The 15,773-nt window shown below is 64.3% G+C and carries 12 protein-coding genes; 5 read left to right on the top strand and 7 right to left on the bottom strand.

All coding sequences use genetic code 11. From position 1 onward, the window contains the following. Window positions 1-29 precede the first annotated feature (29 nt). The 4 genes from DKT70_RS14875 (at window position 30) to DKT70_RS14890 (ending at window position 4,744) form a co-directional block, all read left to right on the top strand. Window positions 30-911 carry a helix-turn-helix domain-containing protein gene (locus DKT70_RS14875; RefSeq protein WP_111559877.1) on the top strand — a complete coding sequence of 294 codons (882 nt, stop codon included), beginning with the start codon at window positions 30-32 and terminating at the stop codon, window positions 909-911. A gap of 121 nt (window positions 912-1,032) precedes the next feature. Continuing rightward, window positions 1,033-1,518, top strand: coding sequence for a molybdopterin-dependent oxidoreductase (locus DKT70_RS14880; RefSeq protein WP_111559878.1), 486 nt, complete (start codon window positions 1,033-1,035; stop codon window positions 1,516-1,518). 9 nt (window positions 1,519-1,527) lie between these two features. Next, on the top strand, window positions 1,528-4,095 hold the full coding sequence (locus tag DKT70_RS14885) for an ATP-binding protein (RefSeq protein WP_146612649.1): 2,568 nt from the start codon (window positions 1,528-1,530) through the stop codon (window positions 4,093-4,095). Window positions 4,096-4,138: 43 nt separating this feature from the next. After that, on the top strand, window positions 4,139-4,744 hold the full coding sequence (locus DKT70_RS14890) for a response regulator transcription factor (protein ID WP_111559880.1): 606 nt from the start codon (window positions 4,139-4,141) through the stop codon (window positions 4,742-4,744). Window positions 4,745-4,748: 4 nt separating this feature from the next. Here DKT70_RS14890 and DKT70_RS14895 read toward each other — a convergent pair whose 3' ends face one another. Both DKT70_RS14895 and DKT70_RS14900 read right to left on the bottom strand, forming a co-directional pair. Then, window positions 4,749-6,548, bottom strand: coding sequence for an NAD(P)/FAD-dependent oxidoreductase (locus DKT70_RS14895; RefSeq protein ID WP_111559881.1), 1,800 nt, complete (start codon window positions 6,546-6,548; stop codon window positions 4,749-4,751). Between the two features lie 138 nt (window positions 6,549-6,686). Then, complete coding sequence (locus tag DKT70_RS14900; RefSeq protein WP_111559890.1) at window positions 6,687-8,423, bottom strand: sigma-54-dependent Fis family transcriptional regulator; 1,737 nt, start codon at window positions 8,421-8,423, stop codon at window positions 6,687-6,689. A 139-nt stretch (window positions 8,424-8,562) separates the two neighbouring features. Between DKT70_RS14900 and rsgA the strand changes: the two genes are divergently transcribed. Beyond that, window positions 8,563-9,582 (top strand): ribosome small subunit-dependent GTPase A, encoded by a 1,020-nt coding sequence (gene rsgA / locus DKT70_RS14905; protein ID WP_199559618.1) that lies wholly within the window; start codon window positions 8,563-8,565, stop codon window positions 9,580-9,582. Between the two features lie 36 nt (window positions 9,583-9,618). Here the strand turns inward: rsgA and DKT70_RS14910 are convergent, their stop codons facing one another. The 5 genes from DKT70_RS14910 to DKT70_RS14930 form a co-directional block, all read right to left on the bottom strand. After that, a complete protein-coding gene (locus DKT70_RS14910) occupies window positions 9,619-10,464 on the bottom strand; it encodes a dipeptide ABC transporter ATP-binding protein (protein ID WP_111559883.1) in 846 nt (281 codons plus the stop codon). Then, window positions 10,461-11,300: an ABC transporter ATP-binding protein gene (locus DKT70_RS14915; protein ID WP_108503495.1), complete on the bottom strand. Its 840-nt coding sequence runs from the start codon at window positions 11,298-11,300 to the stop codon at window positions 10,461-10,463. Before DKT70_RS14915 ends, DKT70_RS14910 begins: the two co-directional genes overlap by 4 nt. A 3-nt stretch (window positions 11,301-11,303) precedes the next feature. After that, window positions 11,304-12,206 carry an ABC transporter permease subunit gene (locus DKT70_RS14920; RefSeq protein ID WP_111559884.1) on the bottom strand — a complete coding sequence of 301 codons (903 nt, stop codon included), beginning with the start codon at window positions 12,204-12,206 and terminating at the stop codon, window positions 11,304-11,306. Next, the gene (locus DKT70_RS14925) at window positions 12,203-13,210 is read right to left on the bottom strand and encodes an ABC transporter permease subunit (protein WP_108503497.1); all 1,008 of its coding nucleotides are present in this window, start codon (window positions 13,208-13,210) and stop codon (window positions 12,203-12,205) included. Before DKT70_RS14925 ends, DKT70_RS14920 begins: the two co-directional genes overlap by 4 nt. A gap of 73 nt (window positions 13,211-13,283) precedes the next feature. Continuing rightward, window positions 13,284-14,885, bottom strand: a complete 1,602-nt coding sequence (locus DKT70_RS14930; RefSeq protein WP_111559885.1) for an ABC transporter substrate-binding protein — start codon at window positions 14,883-14,885, stop codon at window positions 13,284-13,286. Between the last annotated feature and the right edge of the window lie 888 nt (window positions 14,886-15,773).

Consider the following 15,773-nt stretch of genomic DNA (forward strand, 5'->3'; position numbering starts at 1 on the left):
TCTGCGGGCGCCAAAGGGGTGGAACCATCATGCAACCCTTTTTCGAACAGGTGGGCATTCCACAGGATCGATCGTGGCTGCTTTACGACCGCCAGTTGGCGGAGTTCCCGTTCAACTGGCACTATCACCCCGAATACGAACTGACCCTGACCCTGAACAGCCGCGGCATGCGGTTCGTGGGTGACAGCGTCGAGCCCTATGGTGACGGCGATCTGGTTCTGCTGGCCCCCAATGTTCCCCATGCCTGGCAATCAGGCGCGGTCATTGCCGGGCATTCGGGTCCGGGAAACCTGCATCGGGCGCTGGTCTGCTGGTTCGACGGCACATGGGCGATGCGCCTGACCGAACTGGTCCCCGAACTGGCCCCCATGGCCGCGCTGCTGGATCGGGCGCGCCGGGGGTTGGCCTTCGGGCAGGCGACCTCGGACCGCTTGCGCGACCGGATGCTGGCAATGCCGAACCTGCCCGACATGGAGCGCGCGATCGAGATGCAGGCGATCCTGGGTCAGCTGGCCCGCGCCCCGGACGCGCGACCCCTGGCCGCCGGAGAGATCGTCGTCGGCCAGATCCCACGCGACCGCGACCGGATGCAACGCGTGCTGGACTGGCTGCACCTGCATTACCGCGAACCGTTGCGGCTGGCCCCCCTGTGCGATCTGGCCAATCTGACCGAAAGTCAGCTGCAACGCGTCTTCAAGCGCGCGACCCGCATGTCGATCAGCCAATACGTGAACCAGCTGCGCCTTGGGCAGGCCTGCCAGCTGCTGGTCCGCACCGATCGCAGCATGGCGCTGATCGCGACCGATTGCGGCTTCAGCGATGCGGCCCATTTCGCCCGCCAGTTCAGGGCCGCAAGGTCCACGACCCCCAGCCGCTATCGCACGATGTTTCGCCACGCCATGACCGAATGACGTTTCCCCTGCATCTATGCCAAAGGCTAGCGCTTTATACCTTTGCGGGTTTGTCGCCCGCCCCCGTTCCATGAGATAACGCCGGGACCGCCCTTTTTCAGGATTTGTCAGGAATTTCGCCATGAACATGCTTCGATCGGCGGCGATTGCCGCAATCAGTCTTGCAGGCCTGCAAGCCGCGATGGCGGATGCCGTCGTCGCATCCGAGGTGCTGATGACCATCACAACCACCGAGGGCGAGCGCGAATACGACCTGCAGGCGCTGCAGGCGCTGCCGCAGACCAGCTTTTCCACCTCGACCATCTGGACCGAGGGCGAACAGGAATTCACCGGTGTGCTGCTGTCGGATCTGCTGTCCGATGCGGGCATCACCGACGGCGAGATCATGGCGACCGCCATCAACGATTACGCCGTCGAGATCCCCCTGGACGAGATCGATGACATTGCCCCCATCGTCGCCTATCATCTGAATGGCGAACCGATGTCCGTTCGCGACAAGGGACCGCTTTGGATCGTCTATCCCTATGACATGTCGGTGGATTATCAGACCGAGACCAATTACTCGCGCAGCATCTGGCAACTGGACCGGATCGTGCAGGCCGACTAGGTCCGCCCTGTGGCACACGGATCGGGGTTGCGCCTGATGCGGTATGGCTTCGGGTCGCGCCGCGCCCGGATCGGGCTTGGGCTCTTCTTCCTGGTGATCGTGACGGCAGTCGTGGGCGTCCTGCATTTCAACCGCGACATGCGCGACCAGATCCAGGCACTCAGCAGGGCCAATTCCGACAGCACCCAATGGTTCCTGGCCCAGTCCGAGGTCGAGATGTTCGCCCTGCGCAATGCCGCAATGGCGCTGATCGCAGCCCCGGGCGGGGATTTGGAGGCGCTGCGCAACCGCTTCGACATCCTTTATTCGCGCATTAACACGGTCGAATTCGGGCAGAATTTTGCCCAACTGCGGCAGGAGCCCGCGGTGGCGACGGCGCTGCAATCCGTCAAGACAATGCTGGCGGATGCGATCCCGCTGATTGACGGCGATGACGCCACGCTGCGCGCCGCAGCGCCCGACCTGCTGGACCGGATCAATGCCGTGGCGCCTGACCTGCGCACGATTTCCCTGGAGGGCATCAGCCATTTTTCCCAGACGTCGGACGCGCGGCGTCAGACGGTCGTCGCCACCTTGGACGAATTGGCGGGCATCATCCTGCTGCTGTTCATCGTTCTGGCAGGAGGCGTGCTGTTCCTGTTCCTGACTATCGGTTCGATCATCGCCCAGCGCGACAGCATCACCTTGGCGCGCAACCGGTTGAACGCGCTTTTCGAAACCTCGATCGACGCTATCGTGGTCGCCGATCATCGCGGCACGATCCGCAATTTCAACTCGGCCGCCGAGCGGATCTATGGCTATACCCGCGCCGAGGCCATCGGCGCCGATATCCGCGATCTGCTGACCCCGCCCGAAAGGCTGGAAGCGGTCGAAGCCCTGTTGGAACGCCTGCGCCGCGGCGAACTGCTGGTCGATGACAATGCCGCCGGCATCACCCAGTCGCGCGCCCTGCACAAGCAAGGCCACACCATCCCCGTCGAGGTTTCGGTTTCCTTCAACGAGGACCGCGACGGAAATCTGCTGGTCGCCTTTGTCCGCGACGTGACGCACCGGGTCGAGACCGAGGCCGAACTGATCGCCGCCCGCGACCGCGCGTTGGAGGGGGAACAGGCCAAGGCGCGCATGATCGCCGTCATGAACCACGAGATGCGCACGCCGCTGAACGGCATCCTGGGGACGCTCGACCTGATGCGGGATACCGCACCGACGGCCGATCAGGCGCGCTATCTGGCCGCCATGCAGCACTCTGCCGACCTGCTTCTGCACCATGTCAACGATGTGCTGGACGCATCCCGCACCTATAACGAACAGATCCAGCTGAACCTGACCCCCTTCGATCCCGCAGCCACGATCCGGGATCTGCTGGACGGGTTGCGCGCCAGCGCCCGCCAATGCGGCAACGAGCTGACCTTCGAAAGCTTTGGCCAGGACGACCGGCTGCTTTTGGGCGATGTCGGAAAGATAAGGCAGGTCGTGGTCAACCTGGTCGGCAATGCCATCAAATTCACCCAAGGCGGCCAGATCACTGTCCAGCTGGACAGGATCGGCGGATCGGGCCTGATCGAATTGCAGGTCGGCGATACCGGCACAGGCATCGCCGATCAGGATCTGGACCGCATCTTTGACGAATTCGTCACATTGGGTTCGTTCTTTGACCGCAAGGCCGAAGGCACCGGATTGGGCCTTGCGATCGTCAAGCGTCTGGTCACGGCCATGAACGGAGAGATCGACGTGGTCAGCGAGCTTGGTGAAGGCAGCGCCTTCACCATCCGCCTGCCCCTGGCCATCGCCGATGAAACGGCCAGCATCGCAGCGCAGGATCTGACCCCTGCCAACGTCGTGGCCCATCGCGATGACCGCCACGATGACCGTCGGATCCTTCTGGTCGAGGACAATGAGATCAACCGCCTTGTCGCCCGCGAGATACTGAAAAGCTATGGCTGCGTCGTGACCGAAGCCGTTGATGGCATGGCCGGGGTCGAGGCGGCGCAGCATCACCCCTTCGACCTTGTCCTGATGGATATCAGCATGCCGCGCCTGAACGGCGTGGACGCGACCGGCAGGATACGGGCGGGCGACGGTGCGAATGCCGCGACCCCCATCATCGCGCTGACAGCCCATGCCACGCCCGAGGATCTGGCCCGTTTCCGGGCCGCCGGGATGGAGGACGCGCTGATCAAACCGCTGGACAGGGCCGTGCTCAAGGCGCTTCTGGACCGCCATCTGGTACGCCGCGCCCCCCTGTCGCACCCCAGGCCCGCGTCCGATCTTGCGTCCCTGCTGGGTGCGGATGCAGCCGCGGATCTTCTGGACCGGGTCCGCCGCGAGCTGGACGATGGGCTGGCCCGCCTGTCCGAGGCGCCCGCCGATATGGAGCCCGATGACCTGGCCCGCCTGGCCCACAAGATGGCCGGCAGCGCCGCCGTCATCGGCCAGGAAAGCATGCGCGTCGCGCTGGCCCGGCTGGAGACCGGGTTTCGGGCCGCCCGCACGCCGCAATCGCGCGAAATGATGCGCAAGGACGCTTCGCTGTTGCGTGCAACCACGGATTGCACGAAGCTTCAGATCAGGACCTGATGGCAACCCGCCCGGGTCGTGCCATTGCTAAACAGGTTGATTGATGCGCCTCTTGATTGCCGACGACCATGATCTTGTCCGGGAAGCCATTGCCGCCCTGCTGAAGGGCCAGGGCTTCGCGGATGTCACCGGGGTGGCGTCCCTGCCCTTGGCCGTCGAGGCGATCGAGGCATCTGTCGAACATCCCTTCGATGTCATCCTGCTGGACTATGACATGCCGGGGATGGGCGGACTGGCGGGCTTGCATCGCGTGATGCAGCTTGCCCCGGATGCCGCCGTGGCGCTGATTTCGGGGGCGGCCTCGCCCACGGTCGCGCGACAGGCGCTTGATGCCGGGGCGCGCGGGTTCCTGCCCAAGACCCTGGCCTCGACCTCTCTGGGCATGGCCATTCGGTTGATCGCCTCGGGGCAGGTCTTCGTGCCCTATGAGTTCATGGAGCAGGAGGAAAACAACCCCATCGCCAACCTGACCAAGCGGGAAACGGACGTCCTGCGCGGACTTTGCGCGGGGAAATCCAACAAGGTGATGGCCAACGACCTGCAGCTGGCCGAAGTGACGGTCAAACTGCATGTCAAGACGCTTTGCCGCAAGCTGGGCGCGGTGAACCGCACCCAGGCCGCCCTGATCGGCAAGGAAAAGCTGGGCTGATCCCCTAGCCCAGGTGATGCACCGTCTGCAACCCATGGACCGGGGTCGCGATCCCCACTTGACGGGCCTTCAGCTGCAACGCCAGATACAGCGAATAGTGACGCGACTGGTGCAGGTTGCCACCATGGAACCACAGGCCGGGCTGCTGGGTGGGCTTCCACATGTTGCGCTGTTCACCCTCCCACGGGCCGGGGTCCTTGGTGGTGTCCGACCCCAGGCCCCAGACCTTGCCGACGCGGTCTGCCACGTCCTGACCGATCAGGTCGGCAGCCCATCCGTTCATCGACCCGAAGCCCGTGGCATAGACGATCAGATCGGCAGGCAGTTCCTGCCCCGTGTCCAGCAGCACCCCGGTTTCGGTGATTTCGGCCACCTGCCCATGGGCCAGCTTGACCTGGCCGTCGATGATCAGCTGGCTGGCGCCCACGTCGATATAATAGCCCGATCCGCGGCGCAGGTATTTCATGAACAGCCCGGACCCGTCATCGCCGAAATCCAGCTTGAACCCCGCCTGTTCCAGCCCGGCATAGAAATCCTTGTCGCGTTCCTTCATCTGGTCATAAAGCGGGATCTGCCATTGATGCATGATCCTGTAGGGCAGCGAGGCAAAGATCAGGTCGGCCTTTTCGGTCGTGACGCCGTTCTGCACGGCCTCTTCGGAATAAAGCGCGCCCAGCCCGATCTCCATCAGGCTGTCGGATCTGACGATATGGGTCGATGACCGCTGCACCATCGTCACGTCGGCATCATGTTCCCACAGCGCCGCCGCGATATCATGGGCTGAATTGTTGGACCCCACGATCACCACCTTCTTGCCCGCATAGGCGTCAGGTCCGGGATGGGCCGAGGAATGTTGCTGTTCGCCGCGAAACTTGTCCTGTCCCGGAAAGACCGGGATGCGCGGCTTGCCCGACATGCCGGTGGCCAGCACCAGTTCCTTGGGGTGCAGCGTGACCTTTTCGCCGTCGCGATCAACCTCGACCGTCCATTCGCCCTTCGCCTCGTCATAGCTGGCGCGGGTGCAGGCGCTGCGGGTCCAATAGTTCAGCTCCATCACCTTGGTGTACATTTCCAGCCAGTCGCCGATCTTGTCCTTGGGCGCAAAGACCGGCCAATTGTCAGGGAATTTGATATAGGGCAGATGGTCGTACCAGACCGGGTCATGCAGGCACAAAGACTTGTAGCGCTTGCGCCAGCTGTCGCCGGGGCGGTCGTTCTTTTCGATGATGATCGTGGGCACGCCCAGTTGGCGCAGCCGCGCGCCAAGCGCGATGCCGCCCTGCCCGCCACCGATGATCACGGTATGGGGCTGGCGGTCATAGCCCAGTTCGGCCTGTTCGGCCTCGCGCTCCTCGCGCCAGCTTTGGCGGTTCTTGTCGGCACCATGCTTGGCGCCCATCGGGCGGGCAAAGCCCTTGGCCTCTTCGTGGCCCTTCAGTTCCTGCAGCGCGGTCAGCAGGGTCCAGATGCGGCCGTCGCGCAGCCGCATCAGGCCATAGCCGCGCCCGACCTTGGTTTCGAACCGGAACCAGGCGGTGATGACACCATCCTCCTCGGACGGGATCTCGGCGGGATCCAGCTCCCAGCCCGTGGGTTCGATGTGATCCAGCTGGGCGCGCAGCATGTCGGCAATCTGGTCGCGACTTTCAAAGGTGCGCAGGTTCCAGCTGAAGCTGACCAGATCGCGCCAATAGCAGTCGGTCACGAAAAGCTGGGTAGCACGGTCGATATCGCCCGCCTCCAACGCCTGTCCCAATTCGGTCAGGGCCGCCTGTGCGCGGTCGGCCACGGATGAATCCAGCATGTTTTCCTCCCATCGGAAATGGTCTCCCTGGGGTCAGGCTGGTCCCTTGCCGGGCATCGCGACAGGAAAAACCCACGCGGCATCGCGGCAATTCATCGCTGCGGCGCAGCCTTGTTGCGCCTGCAACAGCGCGCAACATCACGGTTGCGGCTTCAGCCCCGCCCGCTGCATCCGCCGCAGCACGGTCGATCGGTTGACCCCCAGCCGTCGCGCGGCCTGCGCCATGTTGCCGTGGCAGGCCAGCAGGATGGCGCGCAGATCCTCGGCGGGCTCGGGTTCGGCACGCGGGTCCAGCAGCGCGGGCGGCAGGTCGGGAACGTCGATGACCCGCCCCTCGGCCAGCAGGGCGGCGGTATCCAGCGTCATGGCCAGTTCGCGCAGATTGCCCGGCCACAGCCGCGACCGCAGCTCGGCGCGCGCCGCCGCCGACAGGCGCAACCCGTCCCCGTCGCCCCGTCGTAGCATCCGGTCCACCAGCCAATCAAGATCCTGCCTGAGCCGCAACGGCGGAATGTCCAGCCCCGCCCCCGCAATGCGAAAGAACAGGTCGGCGCGGAATTCGCCCCGCCGCACCATCGCCGCCAGATCGGTGCCCGAGGCCGCAATGACCCTCAGCCGCGTGTCGGCCAGCCGCCGCAGCAAGGCCGCCTGCCCCGCCGGGTCCAGATCGCCGGGACTTTTCACCACCAGCGTGCCATGGTCCGGCCAGTCGGCATTCACCAGCGCATCCGCCGCCAGCCCTGCGCAGTCGATGCGGTGAAGGGGCGTGCCGGATGGCAGGCACATGTGGATGGCGCGCGCCAGCCGTTCCTTGCCGCTGCCCGTTTCGCCGGTGATCAGCAACGGCACGGCGCTGCGCGACAGGCGCGCCGCCTGCGCCAGAACCGATTGCATCGCGGGGTCCGGTCCGGCAAGGCTGGACAACCCGCCCGGCAGAACCGGCCGGCCCCGTGGCAGGCGCGCGCTTTGCGGGGCGATCGCGTGGCCGAACAGCGCCCGACCGTCCCGCAGGCAGATCAGGCGTTCCTCGGTCGGGCGGCCGCGCATCAGGTCGGGAAGCTCATCGACCGACAGTTCGGCCACCTGGTCCAGCCGCTGGCCCAGCAGGGGTGCGTCGCCGCCCAGGGCCGCCTGCGCCGCATGGGTCAGCCCAATGATGCGCCCATTGCTGTCAAGGGCGATGGCGGCCTCGGGGTCGACATCCAGAAATTCGGGGCTGGACGACAGCCGCAGCACCCAGTCGCGGCGGGTCATGGCCATCAGGTTCGCCATTTCCACCCGCCGGGCCGAGGTCCGCACCAGCCCCATCGCCAGATCCTGGCTGGCCTTGGCACGGGGCGACCGCAACAGCGACAGGTCCAGCACCGCCGCCAATTGCCCCGACGTGTCGAAGATCGGCGCCGCGGTGCAGGACAGCGGCGTATGGTGCAGGTCGAAATGGTCGGTCTGGTGGATGGTGATCGCCTTCTGCGTCACGATACAGGACCCCACCCCGCAGGTCCCGGCCAGCGGTTCGGACCAGTCGGCGCCCAGATGCAGCCCCGCGCCGCGCAGATCATCCGCCTGGCGCAGGTCGCCCAGAAAATCGACCGTCACGCCCTTGGCATCGGCCAGCAGCAGGACATAGCTTTGCCCCGCCACCTGGCGGAACAGCGCATCAAGGCCCGACCGCGCGATGGCGATCAGGCGTTCGGATTGTTCCCGGTGGCTGCGCAGCTGTGCATCGGACACGACATGGGCGGGCGAAGGGCGCGTGGGGTCCAGCCCCCAGCTTTCGACGCAACGCCGCCAGCTGCTGCGCACCACGTCGTCGCGCCCGGTGGCCTGTCCGCGCAGAACGCGGTCGATCTCGGTCATGTGGTCGGTGTCGCGCATGGCCTGTCCCCCACCCGATGGCAGCACGCAGGACGTTTCCTGTCCATAAGACCTTATGCGGGGCAGCCCTGCGCGCAAGGAAAGGCTTGCATCCGAACCCCTGCATGCCCATTCAGGACGGACAGGACAGGTGCAGCAGATGACATTTCCCCAGCTTTCCGGCCTTGGCTGGACCGATTTCTATGCCGAACAGATCACCCCCGAGGATGCGGGACTGGTGCCCATGCGCATCGCCTCGGTCCATCGGTCGCGGCTCTCGGCGCAGACGGGACAGGACCAGATCCGGCTGGAACTGCCGCTGCATGTCACCACAAACGATTTCGCCGTGGGAGATTGGGTGCTGGTCGATCCCGACAGCCGCGTGGCCATGCGGCGGCTGGAACGGGCGTCCTTGCTGCGCCGCCGGAACGAGAACATGCGCAGTCCCCAGCTGATCGCAGCCAATGTCGACACGCTGTTCATCGTCACCTCGTGCAACGACGATTTCAACGCGGCGCGGCTGGAACGCTATCTGGCGCTGGCGAACGAAGCCGGCACAACCCCCGTGATCGTCCTGACCAAGATCGACAAGACCGATGACGCGGCTGGCTATCGCGACCAGGCGCTGGAACTCCAGCGTGACTTGCAGGTGGTGATGGTCAATGCCAAGGACCCCGATGCGACCGATGCGCTGCTGCCGTGGTCGGGGCCGGGACAGACGGTGGCGCTGGTCGGATCGTCCGGCGTGGGGAAATCGACGCTGCTGAACACCCTGGCGGAAAAGGCCCCAGACCAGCAGCAGCTGACCGGCGGCATCCGCGAAGGCGACGCCAAGGGCCGCCATACGACCACCGCGCGGTCGCTGCACGGCATCGCGGGCGGGGGCTGGGTGATCGACACGCCGGGCATGCGCACGCTGCATGTCAGCGACGTGGCGGCGGGGCTGGAGGTGCTGTTTGCGGAAATCACCGAACTGGCGCCGCTGTGCCGGTTCCGCAACTGCACCCATGAACATGAACCGGGCTGCGCGGTGCAGGCGGCCGTCAAGGCGGGCGATCTGTCGGCCGATCGGCTGGAACGGTGGCGCAAGCTGGATCAGGAAAACACCGCCAATACGCCCGTTCAGACAGGTCCGCGCAACAATCGCGTCACGCTGCCCCGCGGCGGCAAACGCCGCTGAAAACCGCCGCCGCCCCGAAGGGCGGCGACAATCAGGTCACGCCTCTGCCGCCATGCGCGCGGCCTTGCGGCGTTCTACGCGGGCGCGGATCGCCTCCAGGTCGGTCGCCGGGGTCGCGGCGAACAGTTGCTGCGTATAGGGGTGGCGCGGATTGGCGAACAGTTCCTCGCGGCTGCCCTGTTCGACTGCCTCACCCTTGGAAATGACCATCACGTCATCGGCGATATAGCGCACCACCGACAGATCATGGCTGACGAAGACATAGGTCAGCCCCAGTTCGTCCTGCAGATCGGCCAGCAGGTTCAGCACCTGCGCCTGCACCGAAAGATCCAGCGCCGAGACCGGTTCGTCCAGCACCAGCAGCGAGGGGTTCAGCATCAGCGCCCGAGCGATGGCGATCCGCTGCCGCTGCCCGCCCGAGAACATATGCGGATAGCGGTTGAAATGCTCGGGCTGCAGCCCGACCTTGGCCAGCATCGCCTGCGCCCTTTCGCGGCGTTCGGCGGCGGGGACCTTGGTGTTGATGATCAGCGGCTCCATCAGTACGTCCCCGACCTTCTGGCGGGGATTCAAGCTGCCATAAGGGTTCTGGAACACCATCTGCACCTTGGACCGCATCTCGGGGCCCGGGCGGCGGGCGGCGATGTCGACGGGCTTGCCCTCGATCAGGATCTCGCCGGAACTGGGCGGGTCGATCAGCGCGATGATGCGGGCCAGGGTGGATTTCCCCGAACCGCTTTCGCCGACGATGGCCAGCGTCTTGCCCTTCTGCACCTGAAAGTCGATGCCCTTCAGGGCGCGCACCGTGCTGCCCTTGGAAAACATGCCGCCCGCCGCGTGGTAATCGCGGGTGATGGCACGGCCTTCGACTACGGGGGTCATCGCACGGGCTCCTCTTGGAAAAAGTCGGACACGGTCGGCAGGCGGTCGCCCGTCGCATGTTCCGGCAGGGCCGACAGCAGCGCCCGCGTATAGGGGCTCTGAGGGGCCTCGAACAGGGACAGCACGTCGGCCTCCTCCATCTTTCGGCCCTTGTACTGCACCACGACCCGGTCGGCTGTTTCGGCCACGACACCCATGTCATGGGTGATCAGGATCAGGGCCATGCCGTAATCCTCCTGCAGCTTCATCAGCAGGTCCAGGATCTGCTTCTGGATCGTCACGTCCAGCGCCGTCGTCGGTTCGTCCGCGATCAGCAGGCGAGGCTCGGATGCGATGGCGATGGCGATCATGACGCGCTGGCATTGCCCGCCCGACATCTGATGCGGATAAGCCTTCAGCTTGGCCTCGGGGTCGGGGATGCCCACGGCGGTGAACAATTCGACCGCGCGGTCATGTGCGGCGCGCCCCGAAAGGCCCAGATTGATGCGCAGCACCTCCTCGATCTGGAAACCGACCGTGAAGGACGGATTCAAGGATGCGACGGGTTCCTGGAAGATCATGGTGATCTCGCGCCCGATCAGCTTGCGCCGTTCGGCGGGCGACATCTTCAGCAGATCGCGCCCGTCATAGGTCATCTCATCGGCGGTGACGGTGGCGGTGTCGGGCAGAAGGCCCATCACCGCCAGCATCGAGACCGATTTGCCCGACCCGGATTCGCCCACGATCGCCAGAACCTCGTGCCGGTCGACATGGACGTCGATTCCGTTGACGGCCGTGAAGCTGCCGGTGGCGGTCGCGAAGGTGACGGTCAGGTTGCGGATGTTCAGAATGGCCATTCGTCAGCTCCGCTTCAGTTTGGGATCAAGGGCGTCGCGCAGACCGTCCCCCATCAGGTTGATGGCCAGCACCGAGATCAGGATGGCAAGGCCGGGGAATGTCACCACCCACCATGCGCGCAGGATGAACTCGCGCGCCTCGGCCAGCATGGTGCCCCATTCGGGCGTGGGCGGCTGCGCGCCCATGCCCAGAAAACCAAGTGCCGCGGAATCCAGCACCGCCGAGGAAAACGACAGCGTGGCCTGGACGATCAGCGGCGCAAGGCAATTGGGCAGGATGGTCTTGAACATCAGGCGCATGTTGCCGGCACCGGCCACGCGGGCGGCGGTGACGTATTCACGCTCCATCTCGCCCATGACAGCGGCGCGGGTCAGGCGGGCGAAATGCGGCTGATAGACGATGGCGATGGCGATCATTGCGTTGGTCAGTCCCGGTCCCAGGACCGCCACCAGCACCAGTGCCAGCAGCAGCGACGGGAAGGCCAGGATCAGGTCCATGATGCGCATGATGATCGCATCGACCCAGCCCCGGAAGAAGCCCGCGACCAGCCCGATGATGATGCCCCCGACCAGCGCGATCGAGACGACCACGACGCCGATGAACAGCGAATATTGCGCACCATAGATCAGGCGGGACAGCATGTCCCGCCCGACCGCATCGGTGCCCAGCAGAAAGCGGCTGTTGCCGCCCTCCTGCCAGACGGGCGGCAACAGCAGCGCGTCGCGATACTGCGTGGCCGCGCCATGCGGGGCCAGAAGCGGCGCGAAGATCGCCACCACCACCAGCAGTGAAAAGACCACAAGGCCCGCGACGGCCCCACGGTTCTGGCTGAAATAGAACCAGAATTCGGCCAGCATCCTGCGGCGGATGGCGGCGTCGGAGAGTTTGACGGTCGTATCGCTCATGATGCACGGATCCTGGGGTTGATGAGGCCATAGGTCAGGTCGACCAGCAGGTTGACCACCATGACCATGCCCGCGATCAGCAGCAGGCCCGATTGGACCACCGGGTAATCGCGGCGCGAGATGCTGTCGATCATCCATTTGCCGATGCCGGGCCAGGAAAAGATCGTCTCGGTCAGGATGGCTCCGGCCATCAGCACGCCGATCTGCAGGCCGATGGTGGTGACGACCGGGATCATCGCGTTGCGCAGTGCATGCACGCCTATGACGCGGCGTTGCGGCATGCCCTTGGCGCGGGCGGTGCGGACGTAATCCTCGCCCATCACTTCAAGCATCGCCGAACGGGTCTGGCGCGCGATGACGGCCAAGGGGATCGTCGCCAGCACCACGGACGGCAGGATCAGGTGACTGACGGCCGAGGTGAAGGCCCCCTCCTGCCCCGACATCAGGCTGTCGATCAGCATGAAGCCGGTGGCGTCGGGGAAATAATACAGCAGGTCGATCCGACCGGACACAGGCGTCCAGCCCAGGATGCCGGAAAAGAAGATGATCAGCAGCAGACCCCACCAGAAGATGGGCATCGAAAAGCCGACCAGCGCGGCGGTCATCGACACCTGGTCGAACCAGCTGCCCCGCTTGATCGCTGCCAGGACACCGACCGGAACGCCGATGACAGTCGCAATGATGATGGCGAACAGGGCCAGTTCGACCGTTGCCGGGAACAGGGCCAGAAATTCGGTCAGGACGGGCTTCTTGGTGACCAGCGAATTGCCGAGGTCGCCATGGAACAGCCGGTTCAGGAATTCCAGATATTGCATCACCAGCGGACGGTCGAAGCCCAGCTGCGCGCTGAGTTCGGCATGACGTTCCGGCGTGACGCCGCGTTCGCCGGCCATCAGCAGCACCGGATCGCCCGGCAGGATGCGCACGAAGCCGAACGCGATGATCGTGATGCCCAGGAAGGTCGGGATCAGGAACAACAGTTTTGAGAGGATGAAACGGACCATTTGCCCTTTTACCTTGAGGAAAGCGCGGGGCATGGGCCCCGCGCGTCCGGTTGCAGAGTTGCGATCGGGCTGATTATTCGGCCAGGTCGACCGTCTCGAAGGTGTAATCGCCAAGCGGGCTCATGACGAAGCCCGAGACCTTGCTGGACATCGGCACGTATTGCGTCGAATGCGCGATGGTGAACCAGGGCGCCTGATCCTTGAAGACCTCCTGCGCCTTTTCGTAAAGCGCGGTCCGTTCTGCCTGATCGGCGGTGACCTTGGCGTCCTTCAGCAGCCCCGAGAATTCCTCATTGCACCAGAAGGCGCGGTTCGCACCGCCCTCGCCCGCGGAATCGCAGGACAGCAGCACCGACAGGAAGTTGTCCGGGTCACCGTTGTCGCCGGTCCAGCCCAGCAGCACGGCGCCATCGCGGCCCGGCTCCATCGACTTGGACAGGTATTCGCCCCATTCATAGGACACGATCTGCGCGCTGACGCCGACCTTGGACAGGTCTTCCTGCATTAGCTCCGCCGTGCGGCGCGCGTTGGGCATGTAGGGACGCTGGACGGGCATCGCCCAGATGTTCATGGACAGGTCCGTGACGCCCTCTTCCTCCAGCATTGCCTTGGCGGCTTCGGGATCGTACGGATCGTCCTGGATCGCGTCGTTATAGGACCACATGGTCGGCGGGATCGGGTTCTTGGCCGGTTCGGCAGCACCCTGGAAGACGGCGTCCACGATGGCCTGCTTGTTGATGGCCATGTTCAGCGCCTTGCGGACCTTGGGATTGTCGAAGGGCGCGACGGTGGTGTTATAGGCCAGATAGCCGACGTTCAGGCCGGGCTGTTCGTCCAGCTTCAGGCTGTCATCGGCGCGGATCGCCTCGATGTCGGCGGGCGCGGGATAGGGCATCAGCTGGCATTCGCCGGCCTTCAGCTTTTGCAGGCGCACGGCGCTGTCGGGGGTGATCGCAAAGATCAGGTCGTCGATCTTGGGTGCGGTGCCCCAGTAGTCGGCGTTCTTCTGGTACCGGATCACGGCATCCTTCTGATAGGCCAGGAAGGTGAAGGGACCGGTGCCGATCGGCATGTTGTTCAGGTCTTCCTGACGGCCGTCGGCCACCAGCTTGTCGGCATATTCCTTGGACACGATCGACGCGAAGGGCATCGCGATATTGGCCAGGAACGGGGCCTCGGGCTGGTTAAGGGTGAACTTGACGGTATAGTCATCGATCTTCTCGATCGACTTGACCAGCGACGGCATCGCCATCGAGGTGTAGTATTCATAGGTCACGCCGGGGATGTACTGGTGCCACGGGTGATCGGCATTCGCCTGACGCTCATAGGAGAAGATGACGTCATCGGCGTTGAAATCGCGGGTGGGCGTGAAAATCTCGTTCGAGTGCCACTTGACGCCTTGGCGCAGTTTGAAGGTGTATTCAGTGCCGTCCTCGGACACTTCCCAGCTTTCGGCCAGACCAGGCTCGACCTCGGTCGTGCCCTTCTTGAACTCGGTCAGGCGGTTATAGATCGGATGCGCCGAGGCGTCGAAGGTGCTGCCGGCGGTATAGGGCGCCGGGTCGAAACCCTCGGGCGATGCTTCGGAACAGTAAACGAACGTCTTGGCCTGCGCCGCCACGGTCATCAGCGCCAGCGCCGAAACCGCGATCATGCCACGCGAGAGATATGTCATTCGGATTATCCTTCCAGTCTCTGTTGAACCTTGGTCTTCGTGCCCGACTTTTCGCGCCGGTTTCATGATGGTCATTCCTTAGGCATACAACCTGCCGGAACCACGTTCCATCATTTACGCAAATGTCTGGAATATTTTCTGCATGATCTGCAACAGGCGACGTAAGGTCAACTTTATTGACCCTTATGCGCGATGATATTTGACTGAGGTTGAGATGCTTAAAGTTTGTTTTCGCGGTCAGTTCAGGTCCCCTGCTGCTTGGTGCCTCATCCGCTGCGAGGTTAATCCTCCCTCCGGCGCAGCGATGCAGCCCATGATCACCGCGCTCGGCGGATTGTGCAGCCCGGCACGGCGGTTTTCATCCGGGCATCCCTCCTTACTCCGCAGGATGATGAACCCGGTGACCGGGCCTCTGGCCGCGATGGCGCCCTGTCGCGCGACCGCGACAATGCAGTTGTGTCGTCGTTACGAAGTATCAAAAACAGGCTTGGACGAGGTCGCGCCGCCCCTCTGCATGTGTTCCAGACCGCGGGGTCCCGCAGGACGAAATATAAGGTTCGGACCAGTTGTCGAGGATCTCAGTGACAGGGCGCGGACGGTGCGCCTAGCCTCCAATCTTTGCGAAGAGCCTCCCGGCCTCGTCAATCCAGAATGGCATTGCTGGTTGACGATGAAGCGCCATCCGCCGTCCGCGGGGTGGTCGTCGGTCGCACAATACTCCTGACCGCCGTGCACAGGCAGGTTGGGATCGGTCCGCCCAAGCCTGTTCATTTAGGCTCCAGACCCATTGATTTCAGTCCGTTGCCGTGATCCAGGCTCCGCAAGGAGACCTGCTCTATGAGCAATCTTTACTGGCTGGCCGAGGCGCGGATTGAGCGCCTGAAACCG

The sequence above is a fragment of the Paracoccus sediminilitoris genome, assembly GCF_003259195.1.
In the GTDB taxonomy this organism is placed as follows: Bacteria; Pseudomonadota; Alphaproteobacteria; order Rhodobacterales; family Rhodobacteraceae; genus Paracoccus; species Paracoccus sediminilitoris.

Excerpts from the sequence above, each read along its gene's own strand:
- DKT70_RS14875 (WP_111559877.1), top strand. The coding sequence starts at position 30 with ATGCAACCCTTTTTCGAACAGGTGGGCATTCCACAGGATCGATCGTGG.
- DKT70_RS14880 (WP_111559878.1), top strand. The coding sequence starts at position 1,033 with ATGAACATGCTTCGATCGGCGGCGATTGCCGCAATCAGTCTTGCAGGC.
- DKT70_RS14890 (WP_111559880.1), top strand. The coding sequence starts at position 4,139 with ATGCGCCTCTTGATTGCCGACGACCATGATCTTGTCCGGGAAGCCATT.
- DKT70_RS14895 (WP_111559881.1), bottom strand. The coding sequence starts at position 6,548 with ATGCTGGATTCATCCGTGGCCGACCGCGCACAGGCGGCCCTGACCGAA.
- DKT70_RS14900 (WP_111559890.1), bottom strand. The coding sequence starts at position 8,423 with ATGCGCGACACCGACCACATGACCGAGATCGACCGCGTTCTGCGCGGA.
- rsgA (WP_199559618.1), top strand. The coding sequence starts at position 8,563 with ATGACATTTCCCCAGCTTTCCGGCCTTGGCTGGACCGATTTCTATGCC.
- DKT70_RS14910 (WP_111559883.1), bottom strand. The coding sequence starts at position 10,464 with ATGACCCCCGTAGTCGAAGGCCGTGCCATCACCCGCGATTACCACGCG.
- DKT70_RS14915 (WP_108503495.1), bottom strand. The coding sequence starts at position 11,300 with ATGGCCATTCTGAACATCCGCAACCTGACCGTCACCTTCGCGACCGCC.
- DKT70_RS14920 (WP_111559884.1), bottom strand. The coding sequence starts at position 12,206 with ATGAGCGATACGACCGTCAAACTCTCCGACGCCGCCATCCGCCGCAGG.
- DKT70_RS14925 (WP_108503497.1), bottom strand. The coding sequence starts at position 13,210 with ATGGTCCGTTTCATCCTCTCAAAACTGTTGTTCCTGATCCCGACCTTC.
- DKT70_RS14930 (WP_111559885.1), bottom strand. The coding sequence starts at position 14,885 with ATGACATATCTCTCGCGTGGCATGATCGCGGTTTCGGCGCTGGCGCTG.